Here is a 21,302-nt window from a genome sequence, read left to right on the forward strand (position 1 = left end):
GCACGCGCTTCTGATCCCATTTGCATCGGTCCCGTGCCTCGCGGCGCGGGCCTGGCTCCGAACTTTCCTTGTCCCGGCCACAAGCCGGGTTTTTTTGTTCTGGCGGCTTCGTTCCGTGCTTCAGGTTTGCTGCCGTCGCCCACTTGTGGGGGATGGGCCGGGGGGAGAGGGTGGGCGCTGGTTATGCCCGCGTGCTGGAAAACACCACGGGCTTCGCTTCAAGTGGCTCCTTGCTAAGCCACCCCTCTCCCCCTGAGGGGAGAGGGAGCGACGGCCGTCGTCATGGCGTGCGGTGTTGGCCCATCCGTCGGCTCCGTTCAGTGCCACTGGTCTGCTCCCCTCTCCCACTTGTGGGAGAGGGGCCGGTGGAGAGGGCGGGCGCTCGCAGGAAATCCGGCGAACCAAGCAAAAAGGCCCACGCCGACGGGGAGTCGGCGTGGGCAAGGGAGATAGCGTCCCGGCGCGTGCGTAGCGCTATTGCGGCGCGCCGCGAAACAAAGCTCAGGCCAGGTTGCCCGGCTTCCATTTGAGCAGGCGGTTTTCCAGCGTGGTCAGCAGGAAATCCGCGGCGAGCGCTACCACGGCCAGCACGATCATGGCGGCGAACACGCCGCTGGCATTGAAGGCGCCCTGCGCGGTGGCGATCAGCAGGCCGATGCCCTGCTTCGAGCCCAGGAACTCGCCCACCACGGCACCGACCAGCGCGAAGCCAAAGCTGACGTGCAGGCTGGCCAGGATCCAGCTCAATGCCGACGGCACCACCACGGCAAAAGTCAGTTGCCGTTTGGAGGCGCCGAGGATCTGCGCATTGGCGATCAGGTAGCGGTCGGCCTCGCGCACGCCCTGGAAGGCATTGCCGAACACCACGAAGAACACCATCACCACCGCCAGCGCCACCTTGGAGGCCATGCCCAGGCCCAGCGCGATCACGAAGATCGAGCCCAGCACCACGCGCGGGATGGAGTTGGCAATCTGGATGTAGATGCTGAACACATCGGCCAGCAGCTTGTTGCGCCCGAGCACGATGCCGCAGATCACGCCAGCGACCGAGCCGATCAGGAAGCCCAGCCCGGTCTCTTCCAGCGTGACCGCCACCTGCTCCAGCAGCGGGCCCTGCGAGGTACCGTTGACGAACCAGTCGTAGATCTGCTCTGCAATCAGCGAGGGCATGGAGAAGAAGAACGGGTCGATCCAGTGCAGCCGGCCCGCCAGCTCCCAGCCGCCCAGCGCCACCACCAGCAAGGCGATGCGCAGGGTGATGATCAGTTGGCGGCGCCGGCGCATGGCTAGCCGGGCTTCCCGTTCAAAGGTGTCGAGTTCGTCGGCAAGGGCCGTGTTTGCTTCCATATTCATTGGTATTGGCATTGGCATTGGCTACGGTTGGCGGTGCCGCATCAGTCGATGTGGACTTCCTCGCGCAGATCGGCCCAGATCTCGCGCGACAGTTCGACAAAGTGCTTTTCGTAGCGGATCTCCGAAGTCACGCGCGGGCGCGGCAGGTCGATCTCGTAAACACGCTTGAGGGTGGCCGGACGCGCGGTCAGCACGAAGACCCGGTCGGCCATGGCGATGGCTTCTTCCAGGTCGTGCGTGACGAACACCACCGAGCCGGCGTTCTGCGACCAGAGCTGCAGCAACTCGTCCTGCATCAACGTGCGGGTCTGCATGTCCAGCGCGCTGAATGGCTCGTCCATCAGCAGGATCTGCGGGTTGTTGATGAAGGTCTGCGCCAGCGCCACGCGCTTGCGCATGCCGCCCGACAACTGATGCGGGTAGTGGTTGCTGAACTTGGCCAGCCCGACCTTGCGCACCCATTGTTCGGCAAGGCCATAGGCCTGGTCGCGGCCGGCGCCGCGGAACAGCGGCCCCGCCGCCACGTTGTGCAGCACCGAGCGCCACGGGAAGACCGCGTCGGCCTGGAACACAAAGCCGATGCGAGGATCGATGCCGGTCACGCGGTTGCCCATCAGCCGCACCTCGCCGGTGCTCGGCTTGAGCAAGCCGGTGATCAGGCTCAGCGTGGTCGATTTGCCGCATCCCGTCGGTCCGACGATGGCGACGAACTCGCCCTTGCCCACGCGCATGGAGAAGTCGCGCAAAGCCACGGTGGCAGTGCCATCGGGCGCGATAAAGCGGCAGGAGACACGCTCGAATTCGATGGCCGGCACGTCTTGCGGTACGGTATTGGTCATGAGGGTTCCTTGCAGTCCGCGCGCGCCGGCGGCGCGGACCGGTTGTTCGCCTGGCGCCTTACTTGGCGGCGCGGTCGACGAACTCGTTGGTAAACGTGCGGCCCAGTTCGATGTGCTTGCCCTTGACAGTCGGATCGAACGAGGCGAGCACCTTGAGCACCGTTTCTGGGCCGCCGGCGGGCATCCTGCCGTCGTCCGTGAACATGGGCAGCGAGGCGCCCAGGGCCTTGACGTAGAGCTCGCGGTTACTGCCGTAGTAGTCCTTGGGCATCTTCTGCGCGATCTCCTCGGCGCTGTGGGTCTTGATAAAGCGCATGGTCTTGACGAAGGCACGCGCCAGCTTCTGCACCTGCTCCTTGTGCCCCTCCACCCAGGCGCGCTGCATATAGAGGCTGGAGGCCGGGTAGAGCCCGCCCAGCGCCTGGGTGGTGCCCTCGGCCGTGCGCATGTCGACCAGCACCTGCGCCTCGCCGGTCTTGAGCAATTGCGAGATGGTGGGCTCGGTGGTCATGCCGGCATCGATGCGGCTCTGGCGTATCGCGGCCATGAAACTGTTGTCGGCACCGACCGGCAGTACCGTGTACTGGCTGGGCGCCACGCCCGCCTTGAAGGCCAGGTACTGCGTCAGGAAGTTGGTCGACGAGCCCAGGCCGGTCACACCTAGCGTCTTGCCTTTCACGTCGGCCATGCTCTTGATCTGGCCGGCCGCGCGCGTGGCCACCATCTCCACCTCGCCCGGCACCTTGCCGAACACCACCACGGCCTCCACTTCCTTGCCCTTGCTTTGCAGGTCAATGGTGTGATCGTAGAAGCCCACCACGCCCTGCACCGCGCCGGCCAGCAGTTCGTTTTCGGCGTCGACCCCGGCCGGTTGCGAGAGGATCTCGACGTCCAGCCCCTCTTCCTTGAAGTAGCCCAGCTGCTCGGTCAGCCTGGCCGGCAGGTAGATGATCTTGGTCGCGCCGCCCACCATGATCGATAGCTTGCCATCGGCCGCCTGCGCCGTGTGCGCGACCGCAAGTGCTGCAAAGACAACTGCGAGCGCGCCCTTCCTGTATGCATTCATCTTTGTCTCCCTTGTTTTGCTGGCGCCAGGTCTTGGTGGCCGGGCCATTATTGGGCTCTGGTGATGGGACGCCTCCGCGCTCGCCGAGGCCATAGCGCGGGGTTCGAATCATTCTAGGCAGCGCAAACCTTCACGCAGCTTTCGCCGCATCTCAGGGAATATCCCGATACGGTGTGGTGTCCTGCGGCGGCGCGGGCAGTGGTAAAAGGAGACCCCGGTAACTGTAGGTCCTCACCAGAGTGGTTCATGAAGGTATTGCTGATCGAAGACAACGCTTCGCTCATCCACTGGCTGGCGAGGCTGTTGAAGGAAGAGCGCTTCATGGTCGATACCGCGCTGGACGGCGAGTACGCCGATCAGTTGCTGCAGACGCAGAGCTATGACGTGGTGCTGCTCGACCTGCAGATCCCGCGGCTGGCCGGGAAGAGCGTGTTGCGCCGGCTGCGCTCGCGCCGCAACAACGTCCCGGTGCTGGTGGTGACCGCAAGCGCATCGGTCGACGAGAAGGTGGAGTGCCTCGGCCTGGGCGCCGACGACTACCTCGTCAAGCCTTTCGAAGTGCGGGAACTGGTCGCGCGCATCAAGGCCCTGGCGCGGCGGCAGACCGGAGAGAAGCAAGCCGAGCTGGCCTGCGGCGACCTCACCTACAACACCGACACGCGGCAGTTCTACGTGGCGGGGGAGCTGCTTTCGTTGCGGCTGAAAGAGCACACCGCACTGGAAATCCTGATGATGCGGCTAGGCAAGACTGTGTCCAAGGCAAGCCTCATGTCGGGCGTGTACTCGCTCGACGAGGAGGCCAGCGAGGACGCCATCGAGATCTATATCCACCGCATCCGCAAGAAACTCGAGGGCTGCCAGGCCACCATCATGACGCTGCGCGGCCTGGGCTACCTGCTGCAGCAAAAGCAATGATCCACAGCCTGCGGGTACGGTTGCTGCTATGGCTGCTGGTGCCGCTGGCGGCCTTTGTCGGCATCAGCAGCTACGCCGCCTACCTGAGTGCGGCGGATACCGCAAACCGTGTGCAGGACCGCGCGCTGCAGGCTTCGGCCGATGTCATCGCGGGCCATATCGCGTGGGCGGACGGGCGCATCACGGTGCAGGTGCCACCGTCGGCGCTGTCTCTGTTCGACTCGCCCTATGGCGACCACGTTTTCTACAATGTGGTCGACGATCGCGGCCGGATCCTGGCCGGTAATCCGCGGTTCGAGCAACCGCCGATGGCGGGCGCCTCCAGCCCCGTGTTCTACTCTTCGCAGTTTCAGTCGCAGCCGGTGCGGGTAGTGCAAGCCACCCGCACGATGTTCGACTCCGGAGAGGCCCGCAAGGTCACCGTCACCGTGGGGCAGACGCTGATCGGCAACCACGAGCTGGTCCGCAGCCTGCGCATGCCGGCGCTGCTGCGCGAGGTGGTGATGCTGCTGATGGCAGTGGGGCTGGTGATGATCGGGCTCACGGTGGAACTGAGCCCGCTGCTGCGCGTGAAAGACGAAGTGGCGGGACGCGACCCGATGGATCTGGTACCGGTGAGCGCAATCGACCTGCCGCAGGAATTGCGGCCCATTGTCGAGGCGATCAACCAGTGCATCCAGCGCCTGAACGAATATGTGCGCCAGCAAAAGCGCTTTATCGCCGATGCCGCGCACCAGATCCGCACCCCGCTCGCGGTGCTGGGGGCGCAGCTGGAGTTTGCCGCGCGGGTGGACGATGAGGCGAGGCTGCGCGAGATCCTCGGCTCGATGGAGACCAGCACGCAGGCCATGACCAACCTGGCCAACAAGCTGCTGTTGCTGTCGCAGGCTGAAGCCGCGCGCAGTGCCGGTGCCGCGCAACAAGGCGCGGACCTGGTGCCGCTGGTGACCGCCGTGCTGGAAGACATGGTGGTGCTGGCGCAGCGCAAGGGCATCGACCTGGGCGCCGAGCTGGCGGTCGGCAGTGCGCGGGTGGGCGTCAACGAGTGGATGATGGCGGCCGTGGTATCCAACCTGGTCGACAACGCGATCCGCTACACGCCGGCGCAAGGCCAGGTCACCGTGGCCCTGACGCTCGAGGCGAAATGCGCCGTCCTCGCGGTGAGCGACAACGGCCCCGGCATTCCCGCTGAAGCGCGGCCCAAGGTATTCGATCGTTTCTATCGCAACGCGCTGCCGAACCAGGAAGGCAGCGGCCTGGGGCTTGCCATCGTCAAGGAGATCGTGCTGACGGCGCAAGGCCAGGTGAGCCTGAGCGCGGGCATCGGCGGGCGCGGCGTCACGCTGACGGTGCGCCTGCCCCTGGCCGCCTGAGTGCCGGCGCCGGTGCAGGACACCGATGTCGGCACTGAAGCGTCGCCCTTAGTCCACCACCTTGCCGCGCTGCGCCTTGACCTGGCTGCGCTGGCTCTTGCCTTCGAGGCGCCGCATCTTCGAGCCGAAGGTGGGCCGCGTGGGACGGCGCGTGCGCGGCGGCGTGGCCACGCTGCGCACCAGGTCGTGCAGGCGCTGCACCGCCTCTTCCCTATTCATCTCCAGGCTGCGGTGCTGCTGCGCCTTGATCACCACCACGCCATCGCGCGTGATGCGGTGGTCATGCAGTTGCAGCAGCCGCGCCTTGTGCCCTTCCTCCAGCGAGGAGGCACGGACATCGAAGCGCAGGTGCACCGCGTTGGACACCTTGTTGATGTTCTGCCCGCCGGCGCCTTGCGCGCGGATCGCGGTGATCTCGTATTCGGTGTGGGGGATGGTGATGTCGGGCAGCATGGGTCGCATGATAGCAAGGGCCGGTGCGGCCTGCTCCCATGCGCTAGCCGTGTGCTAGCGGGCCGACGGCAGCTCGCCCCAGGCCACCAGGATCCGCTGGATGCTGCGCGCGTAAGCGTCGCGCTGGCTTGGCGATTCGGAGTGGTAGGCGCCGATGGCGCGCCAGGTGTTGCCATGCTTCACCATCTTTTGCTTTAGCAGCCAGGCGGCGACATAGACGTTGACGCATGAATCGGTCAGCGCGCGGCTCGGCACGCCCTGGCGTGCCAGGTCGCTGAAATGCACCGAGTTGATCTGCAACTGCCCAACGTCGATCGACCCGTTCGCATTGCGGTTCACCGCGGCGGGATCCCCCTTCGATTCGAACCACGCGATGGCGCGCAACACCGAAGGATTGACGCCCTGGTAGGTGCCCGCCTCCTCGAAGCAATCCTGCGCGCGGGCGGCGCCATGAAACAGCAACACCGACAACGCCAGCACGCAGCCGGCCAGCGTGCCGGCATGCCCGCTGCGCGGTCGCGTGCCGGCTGGCTTCCTCTGCGCGTTAGCGGACACGATTGACGCCCTCGCTTGCCAGACGCTGGCGACGATCGTCCACCGGGCCGGGCGGGGACGATTGCTGCAGGGCCTGGTCAAGCTGATGTGCGATCTTGTCCAGGTACGCACGCGAGGCGTCGGAGACCACCAGCCGCACTACGGGCGCGAGGCTCTTGCGTTCCTGCGCGGGCGGCGCTTTCATCCTGGCCCTGGCGGTGTGCCCCACGTGCGGCGCGCTGAGCTCGTCATTGCCGCTCGCGGGCGGCAACATGGCCAGCGAAGGCAGGGGTGGGTAGACCTTGTCCGCCGCAGGCGCGGCTGCGGCTGCGGCTGCAGACAAGACAGGACGGGCATCGGCGCCAGGCTCGGCGGCAAAGGCCGGCATGGCCAGCGACAGGCTGGCTGCGAACAGGGTGAGGCGGTGCATCGGCTGCGGCTCCTTATTGCGTTATTGCGATTGCGCCGTCTTGATGGTGACGCTGTACGGCTGGCTTGCGCCGGCCGTCAGGTTCTCGAGGTGGACCGCGGCGCTTCGCTGTGCCGGCACGCCTTTCCAGATCGCCTGGTTGAGGTAGGGCAGATCCTGGCCAAGCGCGGTGACGACGATGGTGGCCGGCTGCTTCTGCCGGGCCGCCAGCGCCCCCGCTTTGGCGAGCACGCCCGCGAGTTGCGCATCGCGCGCGCCAAGCGCGTCCGGCGGGATCACAAAACTCGCAATCGCGCTCTCCGGCGCCGGTGCTTGCGCCGCCGTGAAGGCAGGCAGTTGGGCGCAACCTGCCAGCACTAGCAGCGCTGCCGCGCCCGCCAGCGGCATCGCCAGGCGCCTTGCCAACGCGCCCGGCAGCCGCGAATGAGCAAGTGCCCGGCAGGCCCGTTCGCGGGGCGCTTTGTCTGCGATATTGCACATGGAATGGCTTCCCGAGGCGTTTGATGCGGGCTATTTACGCATTGGGCCGACCGGGCGAAAAGGCGCAATTAAGGGTGAAAAGCGCTTCTGTTTGCTGATTGACAGTCCCTCCCGCCAGGCAGCCGTAAAGCGCCCGGGCGCGGCTACGAGCCGGTCATGGCACATTCGCCCAAGCCACGTGCTCGACAGGCCGCCCGGCGCAATTTATAAATGCGCCTTGCGCCACACCGCCCGCGCCGCCGGAAACCACCCGCAGCGGTCCCGCCGCTACCCGGAATGTACCGAGGCGCGTTGGGGCTGTATCAACGGCACAACGTGCGCACAGGTGACGTTCGAACCAGCCGAGGAAGAAGTCCGACCTGTTCGTGATCTGGTTCTGCACGTCGGACGCGAACCGCGCTTGGTGTCCCGACAGCACGAGCAGGGAGCAGCGAAACGTGGGTAGCCGCCGCATCTGAGGGCGCATCTTCGGCAGTTTGATCAGGTGTTCGATATCCGGGGAGAACCCAGTGTTCTTCATATCCAGGTCAGCTACGCCAGCGCCGGCAGCGACACCGGCCGGAAGTCTGGCGTGAAGGCATGCTGCGCCTGCGCCGGCGCTCCGACCAGGACGTGGACAGCTTCATCACCCGGCCCGCGGGCTCTGCCGGATGGTCGATGTCGGTACTGGACCATCAGCGGAAGATCCACACGCGGATCGATCGATAGGTGCAACTGGTACGTGCTGGAGGCTGGCGAGGCGGCAACGCCGTGTGCTGGAGCGAGCGTTTTTGCCTGCCGTTGCTGATGCTGGACCAGCAAGGCCATGTGATTTGGCGTACGACCGCCATTGCCATCGGGCCGCTGCCAAGTGACGTCTTCGACATCAATGACGGCGGCTACGTCCTGAATGACGTCAACGCGGACATCGAGCCTGACTGAGCGGTATCTGACTGCTGCTGAGCGGTAACTGATTCAACTGGGAATTTTGGTGCGCCCGGCTGGGATCGAACCAGCAACCCCTGCCTTCGGAGGGCAGTACTCTATCCATTGAGCTACGGGCGCACAGGGTATGACGAGGTACAACACGGGCAGCGCGCGAGTGCCGCTGCCGGAAAGTCCGATAGGATACCGTGTTTGGCGGGAGACGTCCACGGCAGGCTGAAAAGTGCGGCCTGATGACGTCTCTTGCAAGCCGCTTTTGCCTCCATGCGGTAGGTCTTTGAGGCTATAATCGCGAGTTATTTGTGTAAAAACGGGGCTGCGCAACGTCCACATCAGATCCGGGGATGATGGTGCCGCGCCCTGCCGGCTGGCCCGTTTCGGGGCAGTTGGCACCGGATAATAGTCCGATGCGCGCAATTGGCCAGGGGAAATTGGCCACCGAGCAAGCGGCCACATAAGCAGCCGATCGCGAGCGGCCACAGGTTTCCTGCAAAATTGAGAGTTGAGTATGAGCGACGTCCACAACGCACAAGACGAACACGAGTCTCCCATCAAGACCCCCAAGCAGCTGATCGCTGTGGTGATTGCCGCCTTCCTGGTGCCAATCATCGTGATCATCCTGCTGGTCAACTTTGTCGGACACGGTGCCAAGGAAGGTGCGGGCGCAACCGCTACCGCGGAAGCCGTCAATGACCGCATCAAGCCGGTCGCCTCGCTCGAACTGAAGGACCCGAACGCACCGCGCGTCTACAAGACGGGCGAGCAGGTCTATAAGGAAGTCTGCGCCGCCTGCCACGCCACCGGTGCTGCCGGCGCGCCCAAGTACGGCACCGCCGGCGACTGGGCTCCGCGCATCGGCCAGGGCTTTGCCGGCCTGCTGAACTCCGTGCTGCACGGCAAGGGCGCCATGCAAGCCCGTGCCGGCACCACCGCCGACGACTACAGCGATTACGAACTCGGCCGCGCCGTGGTCTACATGGCCGACGCCGGTGGCGCCAAGTTCCCGGAACCCGCCGCTCCGGCTACGGCTGCTGCTTCGGAAGCGGCTGCGGCGCCTGCCGCTGCCGCTGCTCCGGCCGCTCCCGCAGCTGCCCCCGCCGCCGCTGCTCCGGCCGCTCCCGCAGCTGCCCCCGCCGCCGCTGCCGCACCGGCTGCTGCAGCCGCTGCGCCGGCTTCCGCAGAAGTGGGCAAGAAGGTTTACGACCAAGTCTGCGCCGCCTGCCACGCAGCGGGTGTTGCCGGTGCGCCGAAGCTGGGCGACAAGGCCGCCTGGGCACCGCGCCTGAAGGAAGGCATGGACGCCGTGCACGCCTTCGCCCTGAAGGGCAAGGGCGTGATGCCGCCGAAGGGTGGCTACGCCGGCCCGGACGCCGACGTGATGGCCGCAGTGGACTACATGGCCAACGCTTCGAAGTAAGCCCAAGCACTCTCAGCAAAAAAGCCCGCGGCATGCCGCGGGCTTTTTGTTTTCCGGTCGGCCTTATGTAGGAGTTGGGCCAGCCTCCGATAGCGAAGCCGGCCCTTCGGCTCCCTAGACTTAGCTCATCACTAATCTGGGGGCAAACGTGGGAATCCAGGCAGCCAAGACCGCAGCTATCAAGGTTTCAAGGCTAGAAGGACAGCTACTGCGACTACGCAAGGAAGTTGAACGCTGTCAGGCGGAAATCAGGGCGATTGAGGAAAAACTCGCCGCATTCAGAATTGTCATGCCTGAACTGGCGGACGGCGAGCTCGTCCCGGCACTACCCCCTCGCGCACCAAGCAAGCCCAAAGATGGGTCTCTCGCCTATGGCGAACGCGCTCGCATGATTCTGGACTACCTCCGTCGCCAAGAAGGAAAGCCAGCGACCACCATGGAGATAGTTGCCCACATTCTCAACGCGAAGGACATCGTCCTACCGTCGATGGCGGAGCGCGAAGAGTTTCGGCGGCGAGTGAAGCACCGTCTCCGGGAATATGAGAAAAAAGGACTGGTCGAGCGACGAACTACGTCACAGGAGACTAGCGAAGTGAGTTGGCAATTGAAGCTTACGGCCACAACGCCCGCTGTAGCCCGTCGTCTGTCTGCGCTGCCGTCCAGCTTTCCTGTGGCTTAGTGGGCCTTCGGCGAATCCACCGCTTTAGTTTCGTCAGGGCAGACTCAGGTCTGCCCTTGTCGCCCCAGTATTTTACGAACGGCTCCGCGTGCTGGCCCAGGCCAATTGCCCTTAGCGCGACGTTTAGCCGCTCCTGGAGCCCGCCGACAGGATGCCGATTATCTTCCCGCCAAGCGCACTCCATCGCGTAGTACAGGAGGTACTTGGGCGTCGCCTTCAGGTAAATGCCACGCATCATCGAACGGAACCGGTTGAAGTAGCTCTCTGCCTGGTTCTGGTTCCACCCTTGTTCGGTCGCATATTCCACGCTGTGGTTCACAGGCCTAAGCTCGTATTCCGCTGCCAGGCTTGTGTAAGCAGCGGCCTGGTCGGTGTAAACCACTGAGCCCGGCCTCACGAACCGACGAACGATTTCCAACACAGTCGCCTCGTCTTCTGCCTTTATGGGAATTGGCAGTGTCCGAACCGCGCCCTTCCGTCGGCCGCCTTGCAGGCGCAGCACGAGGACTGCCTGCTTATTTGGGTTCGTCTTGCCTGCGCTGGTCTTCCGCCCCTTCTTTGTATGCTCTCGTTCGGGCCGCACGTATTTGAACACCCAGCACGCGTCAATCTCGACCTCGCCCTCCAAGGGTGAGAAGTCATAGCCCATACAGATGGCGCAGCGAATCTTGTGCAAGAGCACAAACGCAGTCTTGTAGCTCACATTCAGGTGATGCGACAGGTCAACCGCGCTACGGCCCTTTGAGGTGGTCACAAAGTAGTAAATCGCCTTAAGAATCAATGACAACGGCAGCTTGCAGTTGGCAAAGATGCTTCCCGAGATAACAGAGAAATGGGCCCGGCAGCTAGAGCAACGCCAGCGTCCACGATGATTTTCGCAGGCTGGCTTTTCTCGCCGGTGGGCCGATGAGATATCGCCGCACTTCGGGCAGACAGGGCAGTCGAAGGAACCGCCGACACGACGCCAGCGCAGGTCGGCAAAATACCGCTCTTGCGCGTCCGGATTGCCCCTCAAGGATTCGAAGATATTTCCCGCAAGCGTACGAAACCGCGCCGTCAGGAAAGGATGAGCCGCCATGCCTGTTCCAATTGATAACCTAATTGGTACAGTCACCACGGCTTAGATTTCTGCTTGTGAAGGGTGACACTCTCTGCTCAATGCGAGCCCTTCAATGCTAGCCGCTAATCAGCCAAGAGACAAAAGCCCGCGCGAACGCGGACTATTAATCACATTTTGGTGACTCCAGGCCTCTACTCCATTGGCTGTGACGCTGGAGTATCAAGCCTGCAGCCTCGCCACGCAGTCCCGTAGCGCAGCCGAGAACTCAGGGGCCGACAAATCAATCCCAGCCAGCGCTAACGACATCAGAAGTTGTTCCATCCCCTCAATGACGCCGACAACACGAGCATTCTCGATAGAGTTATCCGGGGGGCCTGGGATAGCTCGCCCAAGCTCCGACTCAATGTTGGCTTTTCCGGCGCTCACCTCAATTTCGATTTCGAACGGCAGCGAAAAGTGTTTGGTTCGTGGTGTTTGCACTTGGACCTCGGTAATGAATGCTCAGCGACCAAAAGTATAGGCTTCGCCATTCGCGGACCTCTGGCTTCGGCGCTGAACCGACAACATTAGTAGGCTGTTGGCCCAACTCCTACATAAGGCCGTTTCCGGTGACTTAAACCACCCGCGAGTAGCGCGTTGGCATCGGCAGCGGCGTACCTACATCAGCGCTCCGGGTGGCAACCGGCTCCATCCGCCGGCCATCCTCACGCAGGAAACCGTCGAACACCATGGCCAGGCGACGCACCAGCAAGCGCCCCAGCGGGGTCACCTCGATGCGGCCGGGCTCGCAACGCACCAGCCCGTCCTCGGCCAGCTGCGCCAGTTCCGCAAGCTCTGCCGCGAAATGCGCAGCAAAATCGATGCGGTGACGCGCTTCGACCGCCGCCACGTCCAGCACGCCATTGCACATCAGGGCGCCAATGACATCGCGCCGCAAGTGATCTTCATTGCGCATGGCGAAGCCGCGCATCACCGGCAGCACGCCGGCGTCGAGGCCACGGTAGTAGTCATCCAGCGTGCGGGCGTTCTGCACGTAGCGGCCCGCCACCGCGCCGATCGACGAGACGCCGAAGCCAAGCTGGTCATGGCCGGCGTGGGTGGAATAGCCCTGGAAGTTGCGCTGCAGCCGGCCCTCGCGCTGGGCCACGGCGAGCGCGTCGTCCGGCAGCGCGAAGTGGTCCATGCCGATGTAGACGTAGCCCGCGGCGGTGAGCTGCCCGATGGTGCCGACCAGGATGTCGAGTTTTTCGGCGGCGGCCGGCAGCGCGCGTTCGTCGATGCGCCGCTGCGGCTTGAACACATGCGGCAGGTGTGCATAGCTGTACACCGAGAGCCGGTCCGGGCGCATCGCCAGCACCTGCTCGACCGTGGCGGCAAAGCGCGCCGTGGTCTGGTGCGGCAGGCCGTAGATCAGGTCCATGCTGACCGAGTGGAAACCAAGCCGGCGCGCGGCGTCGACTACCGACTGCGTCTCGGCCAGCGATTGCACGCGGTGGATGGCGCGCTGGACCTCGGCATCGAAATCCTGCACGCCCAGGCTGATGCGGTTGAAGCCGAGCTCCGCCAGCAGCGCCATCTGCGCGTCGCCGATGCGGCGCGGGTCGATCTCGATGGCGTGCTCGCCCTCGGGCAGCAGGCGGAAGTGCTGGTGCAGCGCGTCCATGACGCGGCGCATCTCTGCGGGATCGAGGAAGGTCGGCGTGCCGCCGCCCCAGTGCGACTGCACCACCTCGCGCCGCGCACCGAGCTGCTGGGCCACCAGCGCCATCTCGCGTGCCAGGTAGTCCACGTAACGGGCGCTGCGGCGGTGGTCCTTGGTGATGATCTTGTTGCAGCCGCAGTAGTAGCAGATGTTCTCGCAGAACGGCACGTGCACGTACAGCGAGAGCGGCGCGGCGGCGTTGGTAGCGTTGGTAGCGTTGGTGGCGCAATCGGCCAGCGCCTGCCGGTAGTCCTGCGCGCCGAAGCCGCCGTGGAAGCGGTCCGCCGTCGGATACGAGGTGTAGCGCGGGCCGTTGACATCCATGCGGGCCGCCAGCGCGCGAAAGTCCGACAAGGCGTGCCGGTCCGGCGCCGCCGCGGCCCGTGCCGCCGACTTGCCGGTGCAGGCGGCGCCGCATTTGCCGCTGCAGGCAGGGGATGGGCTCGACGCGGCGATGGGGATGGACATTGCGTTGGAGAACGGGGCGGGGGCAGTTGCAGCCATGGGGCGGCCTTCGTCGTGGATTCGATGGCTCATCGTAGGGCGCGCCGCCCGCGCCTGCGTTGACCGGGGTCAAGCCGCGGCCCTTGACACGCCGCGCGCCGCGGCGGGGGCATGCCCCGCGTCATGCCAGTGTCACCTGGGCCGGGTAGGCTGCGCGGCGCTCTTCCCAATCACGCAATTCCTCTGCACCTGGCCTCGCGGGTTCCCATGCAAGTTTCTTCCCTGATTGCCACCCCGGCGCGGCTGCCGCGCCGCCGGGTCCTGGCCGCACTTGGCAGCGCCATGATGGCGCCCGCCTCCCTGCTGGCGCAGTCGCCACCACGGCGTGCGCTGGTGATCGGCCACCTGGTGGACCGCGGCGGCGCCCAGGCCGACCTCGCGCGCGACTACCTGGCGGGGGCCAAGGTCATGTTCGACGCGGCCAACGCCGGCGCGCGCGAGCCGCGCGTAGTGCATGTGGTGCGCGAGGTCGACGCGGATCCGCGCGCGGCCACCGCGCAGGCGCTGTCGCTGGTCGACGGCGAGCGGGCTGAATTGCTGTTCGGTCCCAGCGACGCCCTGCTACCGGTGCTGGCCGCCTCGCCCGAACTGGCCCGGCGCGGCGTGCAGATCGTGGCGCCGTTGTCGGGGCTGTCGCTCTCGGCGGATCACGTCTGGTACACCCGGGCCGACTACCGTACCGAGCTGGACGCGGCCATTCGGCAGTTGCGCAGCTATGGCCTCAAGCAGCTGGTGCTGGCCGTGGCGCCGGATTTTGCGGCCGGCAGCCTGGCGAGCGGCACGCCGTGGCGGCGCCAGGTCGACCAGGAGACCGGATTGCAGGTCCTCACGCTGGACGCCGGAAGAGGCAACGAGGCTGCCGCGCTGGCGCAGCGCATCGCCACCGCGCGCCCGGCCGCGGTGATCGTGGCGGGCGATACGCTGACCTACGGCAATCTCGGCCGCGCGCTGGCGGCGCGGGGCTGGTACGGCTTCCTGGTGGGCTTGTCCGCGGTCAATTCGCTGGCGGCGCGGGAGATTCTTGGCGCCGGCTACAACGGCGGCATCGTGCTGACCCAGATCGCCCCGGGCCCGCAGGATCTGACCCTGCGCGTGGTCAAGGAGCATGTGGGCCGGATGAAGCAGTTCCTGGACGAGCCCGCCTCGCCGGCCACGCTGGCCGGCTACATCGGCGCGGCCTGGCTGGTGCGCACGGCCTTGTCCGGGCCGCGCGGGGCAACCCCGGCGGACCTGCGGCGCGCGCTGCAGGCCCGCGTCGACGTGGGCGACTTCGTGCTGGATTTCACGCACGGCACGCGCGGCTCGCAGTATGTGCAGCTCGCGGCGATGGGCGGCGGCACGGCACGGTGAGCGGTAGCGCGGGCACCGGGCCGCGCGCGGCTCAGGCGCGCGGCAGTACGATGCGCACCCGCAGGCCGCCCTCCGGGCGGTTGGCCAGGCTGAGCTCGCCGCCGTGGCGCGAGACGATATCCGAGGCGATCGACAGGCCCATGCCGACCCCGCCGGTGGTACGGTTGCGCGAGGATTCGAGCCGATAGAACGGCTCCAGCACGCGCGCCATCTCCTCCGGCGGGATGCCGGGGCCGTTGTCGCACACATCGATCACCACCCGCTCGGCACTGTCGGCCAGCTCGATGCGCGCGCTGCCGCCGTAGCGGTGGGCGTTCTCTACCAGGTTGACCACGGCCCGGCGCAGTTCGGCCGGATAGGCCAGCAGCGGCTCGGCGTCACCGGACAGGGTGACGTCCTGGCCGATCTCCGTGGCATCGTCTACCACAGCCTGCAGCAAGGCATGCACATCCACCCGCTGGCGCGGCGCGGCGGCGCCGTCGCGCTCGCGCAGGTAGTACAGGGTGGCATCGATCAGCCCGTTCATCTCCGCCAGGTCCTGGCGCAGGCGATAGCGGACCCGGTTGTCGTCGACGCCTTCGATGCGCAGGCTCATGCGCGTGAGCGGGGTGCGCAGGTCGTGGGACACGGCGGCCAGGAAGCGCGATTGCTGTGCCAGCTGGGTGCGGATGCGCTGCTGCATGTGGTTGAAGGCCTTGGCCGCGGCGCGGGCCTCGGCCGGGCCGCTGTCTTCGTCCAGCGGCGGGGCATGCACGTCCTGGGCAAGCCGGCCGGCGCTGCTGGCCAGGCGCTGGACGGGCCTGGCCAGCAGGCGCGCGCCCACCCATGACGCGGCCACGATGGCGGCAAGCTGGAACAGCAGCCCCAGGCGGGGTGGCCCCAGACCATGCGTGCGGCGCTGGCGGTGGGGCGGCACGGGAGCGCCGCTTTCACCGTTGTCCGCGCGCGCCCCGGCATCCGGCGGCGGCGGCGGCGGCTCGCCCCGCTGCCCCTCTTCGCCCGGAGGCGGCCCAGGCGGAAGCTCGTCACCGGGGGCGAAGCTGAATCCGGTATGCCCCGGGCGCGGGAACACGCTCTCGATGACCGTCACGCCGAGCAGGTGCACGGCCAGCATGATCGCGGCCATCACCAGGAACAGCCGGATGAACATGGAGTCGTGGCGGGCCACCCAGCCCGCGCGCTCAGGCTTCGACGGCGCCGGTGAAGACATAGCCCTCGCCTCGGACGGTACGGATCAGCGTCGGGTCGCGCGGATCGTCGCGCAGCTTCTGGCGCAGGCGCGAGACCAGCAGGTCGATGCTGCGATCGAAGACATCGAGATCGCGGCCGCGCGCCTGATTGATCAGCAGCTCGCGATCGAGCACGCGGTTCGGATGTTCGATGAATGCAAGCAGCAGCCGGAATTCAGCATTGGACAACGGCACCACGGTTTCCTCGCCGTCCACCAGCTGCCGCAGCGTGGTGTTGAGGCGCCAGCTACCAAAGCGCAGTTCGTGGCCGCCCACCGCCGCCGGGCGCTTCACGCCGCCGCCCCGGGTGCGGCGCAGCACGGTGTGGATGCGCGCCACCAGCTCGCGCATCTCGAAGGGCTTGGTGACATAGTCATCGGCGCCCACCTCCAGCCCGACCACGCGGTCGGCCAGCTCGGTGCGCGCGGTGAGCATGATCACCGGCAGGTCGCCGCGCTCGCGGATCTCGCGGCACAGCGCCAGGCCGTTTTCGCCGCGCAGCGAGAGGTCGAGCACCACCAGGTCGTAGTCGCGCGTGGCCATGGCGGCGCGCATGGCGGCGCCGCCCTCGGCGCCATCGGCTTCGATGCCGAAGGTGGCGAGATACTCGGCCAGCATGGAGCGGATCTGCGGATCGTCGTCGACGATCAGCAAATGAAGGGGCGTGGCGGGAGAATGGTCCATCGGGTTTCGTCGTGCTTTGCAGTGGTTTGCCGCGTGGCGTATGGCATGTCGGCGGCAGGTTTGCTTCGGTATGGAAGCGGATCGGGGCGGCCCGGCAGGCGGCCGCCGCCAGGGATTGACTCTACCAGCCCGGCTTGACGGCCCGATAGGCAGGGTGTGGCCGCTTTGTACCGGGCTTGATACAAAGCGGCCCGCCCCGGGGACTCGCTTTGTACGGCATTGCTTGCGCGTGCTGACCAAGCGCTCAAGCAACAGGGGGCTAGCCTTTCTAAGATGTCATGTCGTTATCCCGCCGCTTTTGTGCCTGCAAGTTCCTGACAAGCAGGCAACGGCAGCCCGGCGCCCCGCTATGCTTGAAGCCATCGGCATCACGTCGGCGATCCCGGGCCTCTCCCCGCATGACCTCCATGGAGAATCCTTGTGACCCAGCCCCAAGCCTTGCTGCCCCGACTGCGTTCCCTGCCGTCCCTCGCCGTGCTGTGCGGCGCCTGCGCCTTGACGCTGCCGGCGCACGCGCTGCAGACCAGCGCGCCGGCCGTTGCCGGCCCCGGCCAGCCGGCGGCACCCGCATCGCTGCCCGAAGCGCTGGCGCTCACGCCTGCCCAGGCCGCCCTCTGGCAAGCCGCCCGGGCCGCCGCGCGGGAAGCGCATGCGCACGCGCTGGAACTGCAGGCACGCTTTATCCGCGAGGGTGGCGGCCCCGCTCTGTCGGAGGGGCCCGAGCCGTCGCTGCGCGCCCGCGCGGAGCGGGAAGACCGCCTGCACGACGCGCTCGACAAGGATCGCCGCGCCGCGCGCGATCGCTGGATCGCGTTTGAAGAAAGCCTGGATGCCGGCCAGCGCATGCGCCTGCGCGACATGCCGGAGGGTCGCATGCCGGGCTCGCCGCCGGGCCCGTTCGGCCCCGGTCCCCACCCGTTCCCCGGCGCCATGGCAGGCCCGATGCCCGGCCACGGACCGGCGCCCATGCCCTGCGCCTTCGGCGCGAACGGCCCGTTCGGCGTACCCGGCGCTGCGGAACCTCACCGACCAGGAGTGCCAGATGCCCAATAAGCCCCTCGACCACGCAGGCCCGCTCGCGGAAAACGCAGGCCGCCGCCGCTTCCTCGGCGGCGTTCTGGGAGGATCCCTCGGCGCCGGGTTGATGGGGCTGGCGGGTGATGCCGCCGCGCAACCCGCCGCCTGCCTGCTCACGCCGGCCATGACCGAGGGCCCGTTCTATATCGACCAGGCGCTGGTGCGCCGCGATATCCGCGATGGCCGGCCGGGCCAGTTGCTGCGGCTGAGGCTGGTCGTGGTGGACACCGACCGCGGCTGCGCGCCCGTGGCCGGCGCGCTGGCCAGCATCTGGCATTGCGATGCCGGCGGCAGCTACAGCGGCTACGACCAGCGCGGCATGCCGCCGCCGCCTGCGGGCGGCCCCGGCCCGGGTGGTGCCGGCATGCCCGCCGTGCCCGCCAGCGCCTCCCGCTTCCTGCGCGGCTTGCAGCCCACCGGCCCCGATGGCGCCACGCAATTCCTGACGATCTACCCGGGCTGGTACGGGCCGCGCGCGGTGCATATCCACCTGAAGATCCATCTCGGCAAGACCGAGGTGCTGACCACCCAGCTGTTCTTCGACGACGCCCTCAGCCGCGAGGTGCACCTCCAGCATGCCGCGTATCGCGCGCGGGGCGCTTCGCCAGTGCAAAACGCACAGGACGGCATCGCCGGCGCGCGCCCCAACCTGCTGCGGGTACGCCGCCTGCGGGACGCGGCCGGCACGCTGGAAGGCGAATTCACCCTGGGCATCGCGCGCGCCTGACAGCCACAGGATCTGGCGGATCCCTAAAAAAAACGCCCCCGGACTTAAGGTGCGGAGGCGCTGAACAGGGAAGAAGTCGGGCGTAATGCCCGGCCACGCCGCTCCGAAGGGACGGAACGACGCGGCACCTGGTCCAGTACTTCGGGCCAGGCACCGGCGATGTTAGACGGACATCGGGCGGGGGTCATGTCGCCCTTGTAGGCCAATGTATCGACTTTGTACGTTCGGCACCGGCATGGGGCACGGCACGCCATGCCGGCGCCGGTCATGCCGGGTTCTTGCCTGGCGCGCCGGGCGTTCCCAGCAGGGCCTTGAGCCCGGCCAGGCGGTCCTTGGGGCTCATGGCGGGCGTTTCGTCCTTGATCGCGGGCGCCTCCTCGAGCTTCATCTCGCCGATGAAGCGCGAGGGCTCGCACGAATAGGTATCGCGGGCGCGCTTGCGCTTCTTGCACCAGCTCAGGTGCAGGCTGCGCTGGGCTCGCGTGATACCCACATACATCAGGCGGCGCTCTTCCTCGATCTTTTCGTCGCTCATGTCTTCGTCTTCGCGGCAGTGGGGCAGGATGCCCTCTTCCACGCCGACCAGGAACACGTGCGGATATTCCAGCCCCTTGGAGGCGTGCAGCGTCGACAGACGCACCGCGTCGGGATCTTCCTCGCGGCCTTCGAGCATGCTCATCAGCGCCACCGTCTGGGTCAGCTCCAGCAGGTTCTTGCCCTCGTCGCCGAAGCCGTCGGCGGTGTCGAAGCCGGTAGCCTCTTCCGCCTCGCCCGTGGCTTCCGGCTTGGTGCCCTTGCGCTTGAGCCAGTCGAGGAATTCCAGCGTGTTGGTCCAGCGCGACTGGGCCTGGCGCTCGTCGAAGGTGTCGTACAGGTAGGCCTCGTAGTGGATGCCTTCCATCATGTCGTCAAGCACCTGCGTGGCGGGATCGCTGGCCGCGCGCCCGGCCAGGCGCACCATGGCCTCGCAGAACACCCGCAGCGGCTCCAGCTGGCGCGGCTGCAGCTTGCCTTCGATGCCGCCCATCATGGCCGCCTCGAACAGTGAAACCTTGGCCTGCCCGGCGAAGGTGCCCAGCACTTCCAGCGTGGTGTTGCCCACGCCGCGTTTGGGCGTGGTGATCGCGCGGATGAAGGCAGGATCGTCGTCCGGGTTGGCGATCAGGCGCAGGTAGGCGCAGATGTCCTTGATCTCGGCCTTGTCGAAGAAGCTCTGCCCGCCCGAGAGCACATAAGGAATGCGCTCGCGGCGCAGGATCTGCTCGAACAGCCGCGCCTGGTGGTTGCCGCGATACAGGATGGCGTAGTCGCGGAACTGCGCGCGCCGCTCGAACTTGTGGGCGGACAGGCGGAACACCACGGATTCCGCCTCGTGCTCCTCATCGTTCATCGGGTTGACGGCGATGGGGTCGCCCATGCCGTGCTCGCTCCACAGCTTCTTGTCGAACAGCTTGGGATTGTTGGAGATGACCGCGTTGGCCGCCTCCAGGATGCGCACGGTGGAGCGGTAGTTCTGCTCCAGCTTGACCACCTTCAGGTCGGGGAAATCGGTCTGCAGCAGCTTCAGGTTGTCCAGCGTGGCGCCGCGCCAGCCGTAGATGGCCTGGTCGTCGTCGCCCACCGCGGTGAAGGCCGGCGCGCGCAGGTGCGAGCCGCCGGCGAGCTGCTTGAGCAACTGGTACTGGCAGGCGTTGGTGTCCTGGTACTCGTCCACCAGGAAGTAGCGCAGCCGGTTCTGCCAGCGCAGGCGCACTTCCTCGTTGCGCGCGAACAGCTCGGCCGGCAGGCGGATCAGGTCGTCGAAATCCACCGCCTGGTAGGCGTGCAGCGTGGCCACGTAGTTGCGGTAGATCAGCGCGGCCTGGTGATCGTCGGGATTGTCGGCCTGGGCGATGGCGGTCTCGGGATCGACCATGCCGTTCTTCCACAGCGAGATGGTGCTCTGCACGCTGCGGATCAGCTTCTTGTCGGTGGAGGCAAGCTGCTCCTGCACCATGCCGAAGCAATCGTCGGAGTCCATGATCGAGAAACGCGGCTTCAGCCCCACGTGCTCCGCCTCGGCCCGCAGGATCTGCACGCCCAGCGAGTGGAACGTGCTGACCGTGATCTGCTTGATGGGGATGCGCTTGCCCTCGCGCGTAGTCTTGCCCTCCATCAGCTTGGCGATGCGCTCCTGCATCTCCTTGGCGGCCTTGTTGGTAAAGGTCACTGCGGCGATGTGCTTGGGCTGGAAGCCCTTGTCCTCGATCAGGTGAGCGATCTTCTGTGTGATCACCCGGGTCTTGCCCGAGCCGGCGCCGGCGAGTACCAGGCAGGGGCCGTCGAGGTAGCGAACGGCTTCGGATTGGGCAGGGTTGAGTCCGTGGGTCATGCGAGGCGGGTAATGACGGATGCGCAACGCGGCATGCGCGATTGCTGGGCGGAGGCTGGATGTTAACACGCGGCCATGGCCGGGCCTTGGACGGAAAAGAGTGTACTCACCGGCACGTAACACTTCGTAAGCCCG

The 21,302-nt window shown here is 66.5% G+C and carries 21 protein-coding genes and 1 tRNA gene; 8 read left to right on the forward strand and 14 right to left on the reverse strand.

What is annotated here, in order from left to right; all coding sequences use genetic code 11:
* Window positions 1–501: 501 nt before the first annotated feature.
* The 3 genes from ACYP5B_RS47585 to ACYP5B_RS47595 are packed head-to-tail and all read right to left on the reverse strand — an operon-like array spanning window position 502 to window position 3,258.
* The gene (locus ACYP5B_RS47585; protein WP_267604729.1) at window positions 502–1,365 is read right to left on the reverse strand and encodes an ABC transporter permease; all 864 of its coding nucleotides are present in this window, start codon (window positions 1,363–1,365) and stop codon (window positions 502–504) included.
* 29 nt (window positions 1,366–1,394) lie between these two features.
* Window positions 1,395–2,192: an ABC transporter ATP-binding protein gene (locus ACYP5B_RS47590; RefSeq protein ID WP_400091760.1), complete on the reverse strand. Its 798-nt coding sequence runs from the start codon at window positions 2,190–2,192 to the stop codon at window positions 1,395–1,397.
* Window positions 2,193–2,250: 58 nt separating this feature from the next.
* Window positions 2,251–3,258, reverse strand: coding sequence for an ABC transporter substrate-binding protein (locus tag ACYP5B_RS47595; RefSeq protein WP_459574351.1), 1,008 nt, complete (start codon window positions 3,256–3,258; stop codon window positions 2,251–2,253).
* Window positions 3,259–3,504: 246 nt separating this feature from the next.
* Between ACYP5B_RS47595 and ACYP5B_RS47600 the strand changes: the two genes are divergently transcribed.
* The gene (locus ACYP5B_RS47600; protein ID WP_400091758.1) at window positions 3,505–4,173 is read left to right on the forward strand and encodes a response regulator; all 669 of its coding nucleotides are present in this window, start codon (window positions 3,505–3,507) and stop codon (window positions 4,171–4,173) included.
* The gene (locus tag ACYP5B_RS47605; protein WP_459574353.1) at window positions 4,170–5,546 is read left to right on the forward strand and encodes a sensor histidine kinase N-terminal domain-containing protein; all 1,377 of its coding nucleotides are present in this window, start codon (window positions 4,170–4,172) and stop codon (window positions 5,544–5,546) included. The genes ACYP5B_RS47600 and ACYP5B_RS47605 overlap by 4 nt, the downstream gene beginning before the upstream one ends.
* Window positions 5,547–5,594: 48 nt before the next feature.
* Here ACYP5B_RS47605 and arfB read toward each other — a convergent pair whose 3' ends face one another.
* The 5 genes from arfB to ACYP5B_RS47630 all read right to left on the reverse strand — a co-directional run bounded on the left by arfB (window position 5,595) and on the right by ACYP5B_RS47630 (window position 7,963).
* Window positions 5,595–5,999 carry an alternative ribosome rescue aminoacyl-tRNA hydrolase ArfB gene (gene arfB / locus ACYP5B_RS47610; RefSeq protein ID WP_174426883.1) on the reverse strand — a complete coding sequence of 135 codons (405 nt, stop codon included), beginning with the start codon at window positions 5,997–5,999 and terminating at the stop codon, window positions 5,595–5,597.
* A 54-nt stretch (window positions 6,000–6,053) separates the two neighbouring features.
* Entirely contained in the window at window positions 6,054–6,491 is a 438-nt protein-coding gene (locus ACYP5B_RS47615) for a lytic transglycosylase domain-containing protein (RefSeq protein WP_459574385.1), read from the reverse strand.
* A gap of 52 nt (window positions 6,492–6,543) precedes the next feature.
* Window positions 6,544–6,963, reverse strand: a complete 420-nt coding sequence (locus ACYP5B_RS47620; RefSeq protein ID WP_459574354.1) for a hypothetical protein — start codon at window positions 6,961–6,963, stop codon at window positions 6,544–6,546.
* 21 nt (window positions 6,964–6,984) lie between these two features.
* Window positions 6,985–7,350, reverse strand: a complete 366-nt coding sequence (locus ACYP5B_RS47625; RefSeq protein ID WP_459574386.1) for a hypothetical protein — start codon at window positions 7,348–7,350, stop codon at window positions 6,985–6,987.
* A 247-nt stretch (window positions 7,351–7,597) separates the two neighbouring features.
* Window positions 7,598–7,963 carry a hypothetical protein gene (locus ACYP5B_RS47630; RefSeq protein ID WP_459574356.1) on the reverse strand — a complete coding sequence of 122 codons (366 nt, stop codon included), beginning with the start codon at window positions 7,961–7,963 and terminating at the stop codon, window positions 7,598–7,600.
* Window positions 7,964–8,022: 59 nt separating this feature from the next.
* Between ACYP5B_RS47630 and ACYP5B_RS47635 the strand changes: the two genes are divergently transcribed.
* Together ACYP5B_RS47635 and ACYP5B_RS47640 are read left to right on the forward strand one after the other, a co-directional pair.
* The gene (locus ACYP5B_RS47635) at window positions 8,023–8,151 is read left to right on the forward strand and encodes a hypothetical protein (RefSeq protein ID WP_459574358.1); all 129 of its coding nucleotides are present in this window, start codon (window positions 8,023–8,025) and stop codon (window positions 8,149–8,151) included.
* Complete coding sequence (locus tag ACYP5B_RS47640) at window positions 8,152–8,364, forward strand: hypothetical protein (RefSeq protein WP_459574360.1); 213 nt, start codon at window positions 8,152–8,154, stop codon at window positions 8,362–8,364. It abuts the gene before it with no gap.
* A gap of 47 nt (window positions 8,365–8,411) precedes the next feature.
* On the opposite strand, the gene ACYP5B_RS47645 is transcribed toward ACYP5B_RS47640, so the two are convergent.
* A tRNA-Arg gene (locus tag ACYP5B_RS47645) sits at window positions 8,412–8,487 on the reverse strand.
* A 388-nt stretch (window positions 8,488–8,875) separates the two neighbouring features.
* On the opposite strand from ACYP5B_RS47645, the gene ACYP5B_RS47650 reads away from it, so the two are divergent.
* Entirely contained in the window at window positions 8,876–9,784 is a 909-nt protein-coding gene (locus ACYP5B_RS47650) for a c-type cytochrome (protein ID WP_459574362.1), read from the forward strand.
* A gap of 611 nt (window positions 9,785–10,395) precedes the next feature.
* Here ACYP5B_RS47650 and ACYP5B_RS47655 read toward each other — a convergent pair.
* Together ACYP5B_RS47655 and hemN are read right to left on the reverse strand one after the other, a co-directional pair.
* Window positions 10,396–11,541, reverse strand: a complete 1,146-nt coding sequence (locus ACYP5B_RS47655) for an IS1595 family transposase (protein ID WP_459574364.1) — start codon at window positions 11,539–11,541, stop codon at window positions 10,396–10,398.
* 595 nt (window positions 11,542–12,136) lie between these two features.
* Window positions 12,137–13,549, reverse strand: a complete 1,413-nt coding sequence (gene hemN / locus ACYP5B_RS47660) for an oxygen-independent coproporphyrinogen III oxidase (protein WP_459574388.1) — start codon at window positions 13,547–13,549, stop codon at window positions 12,137–12,139.
* 387 nt (window positions 13,550–13,936) lie between these two features.
* On the opposite strand from hemN, the gene ACYP5B_RS47665 reads away from it, so the two are divergent.
* Complete coding sequence (locus ACYP5B_RS47665) at window positions 13,937–15,079, forward strand: ABC transporter substrate-binding protein (RefSeq protein ID WP_459574366.1); 1,143 nt, start codon at window positions 13,937–13,939, stop codon at window positions 15,077–15,079.
* A gap of 31 nt (window positions 15,080–15,110) precedes the next feature.
* On the opposite strand, the gene ACYP5B_RS47670 is transcribed toward ACYP5B_RS47665, so the two are convergent.
* The gene (locus tag ACYP5B_RS47670) at window positions 15,111–16,289 is read right to left on the reverse strand and encodes an ATP-binding protein (protein ID WP_459574368.1); all 1,179 of its coding nucleotides are present in this window, start codon (window positions 16,287–16,289) and stop codon (window positions 15,111–15,113) included.
* Entirely contained in the window at window positions 16,261–16,992 is a 732-nt protein-coding gene (locus ACYP5B_RS47675; protein WP_318236615.1) for a response regulator transcription factor, read from the reverse strand. Before ACYP5B_RS47675 ends, ACYP5B_RS47670 begins: the two co-directional genes overlap by 29 nt.
* A 420-nt stretch (window positions 16,993–17,412) precedes the next feature.
* On the opposite strand from ACYP5B_RS47675, the gene ACYP5B_RS47680 reads away from it, so the two are divergent.
* Together ACYP5B_RS47680 and ACYP5B_RS47685 are read left to right on the forward strand one after the other, a co-directional pair.
* Window positions 17,413–18,045 (forward strand): hypothetical protein, encoded by a 633-nt coding sequence (locus ACYP5B_RS47680; protein ID WP_459574370.1) that lies wholly within the window; start codon window positions 17,413–17,415, stop codon window positions 18,043–18,045.
* Window positions 18,035–18,796, forward strand: coding sequence for a dioxygenase family protein (locus tag ACYP5B_RS47685; protein WP_459574372.1), 762 nt, complete (start codon window positions 18,035–18,037; stop codon window positions 18,794–18,796). Before ACYP5B_RS47680 ends, ACYP5B_RS47685 begins: the two co-directional genes overlap by 11 nt.
* A gap of 265 nt (window positions 18,797–19,061) precedes the next feature.
* On the opposite strand, the gene ACYP5B_RS47690 is transcribed toward ACYP5B_RS47685, so the two are convergent.
* A complete protein-coding gene (locus ACYP5B_RS47690; protein ID WP_267604753.1) occupies window positions 19,062–21,167 on the reverse strand; it encodes a UvrD-helicase domain-containing protein in 2,106 nt (701 codons plus the stop codon).
* Window positions 21,168–21,302 lie beyond the last annotated feature (135 nt).

This window comes from Cupriavidus sp. 8B (genome assembly GCF_054589115.1).

Bases quoted from the DNA above. Each gene is read 5' to 3' on its own strand.
- ACYP5B_RS47585 (WP_267604729.1), bottom strand. From the start codon at position 1,365: ATGCCAATACCAATGAATATGGAAGCAAACACGGCCCTTGCCGACGAA.
- ACYP5B_RS47590 (WP_400091760.1), bottom strand. From the start codon at position 2,192: ATGACCAATACCGTACCGCAAGACGTGCCGGCCATCGAATTCGAGCGT.
- ACYP5B_RS47595 (WP_459574351.1), bottom strand. From the start codon at position 3,258: ATGAATGCATACAGGAAGGGCGCGCTCGCAGTTGTCTTTGCAGCACTT.
- ACYP5B_RS47600 (WP_400091758.1), top strand. From the start codon at position 3,505: ATGAAGGTATTGCTGATCGAAGACAACGCTTCGCTCATCCACTGGCTG.
- ACYP5B_RS47605 (WP_459574353.1), top strand. From the start codon at position 4,170: ATGATCCACAGCCTGCGGGTACGGTTGCTGCTATGGCTGCTGGTGCCG.
- arfB (WP_174426883.1), bottom strand. From the start codon at position 5,999: ATGCTGCCCGACATCACCATCCCCCACACCGAATACGAGATCACCGCG.
- ACYP5B_RS47620 (WP_459574354.1), bottom strand. From the start codon at position 6,963: ATGCACCGCCTCACCCTGTTCGCAGCCAGCCTGTCGCTGGCCATGCCG.
- ACYP5B_RS47625 (WP_459574386.1), bottom strand. From the start codon at position 7,350: ATGCCGCTGGCGGGCGCGGCAGCGCTGCTAGTGCTGGCAGGTTGCGCC.
- ACYP5B_RS47630 (WP_459574356.1), bottom strand. From the start codon at position 7,963: ATGAAGAACACTGGGTTCTCCCCGGATATCGAACACCTGATCAAACTG.
- ACYP5B_RS47635 (WP_459574358.1), top strand. From the start codon at position 8,023: ATGCTGCGCCTGCGCCGGCGCTCCGACCAGGACGTGGACAGCTTCATC.
- ACYP5B_RS47650 (WP_459574362.1), top strand. From the start codon at position 8,876: ATGAGCGACGTCCACAACGCACAAGACGAACACGAGTCTCCCATCAAG.
- ACYP5B_RS47655 (WP_459574364.1), bottom strand. From the start codon at position 11,541: ATGGCGGCTCATCCTTTCCTGACGGCGCGGTTTCGTACGCTTGCGGGA.
- hemN (WP_459574388.1), bottom strand. From the start codon at position 13,549: ATGGATGTCAACGGCCCGCGCTACACCTCGTATCCGACGGCGGACCGC.
- ACYP5B_RS47665 (WP_459574366.1), top strand. From the start codon at position 13,937: ATGCAAGTTTCTTCCCTGATTGCCACCCCGGCGCGGCTGCCGCGCCGC.
- ACYP5B_RS47670 (WP_459574368.1), bottom strand. From the start codon at position 16,289: ATGTCTTCACCGGCGCCGTCGAAGCCTGAGCGCGCGGGCTGGGTGGCC.
- ACYP5B_RS47675 (WP_318236615.1), bottom strand. From the start codon at position 16,992: ATGGACCATTCTCCCGCCACGCCCCTTCATTTGCTGATCGTCGACGAC.
- ACYP5B_RS47685 (WP_459574372.1), top strand. From the start codon at position 18,035: ATGCCCAATAAGCCCCTCGACCACGCAGGCCCGCTCGCGGAAAACGCA.
- ACYP5B_RS47690 (WP_267604753.1), bottom strand. From the start codon at position 21,167: ATGACCCACGGACTCAACCCTGCCCAATCCGAAGCCGTTCGCTACCTC.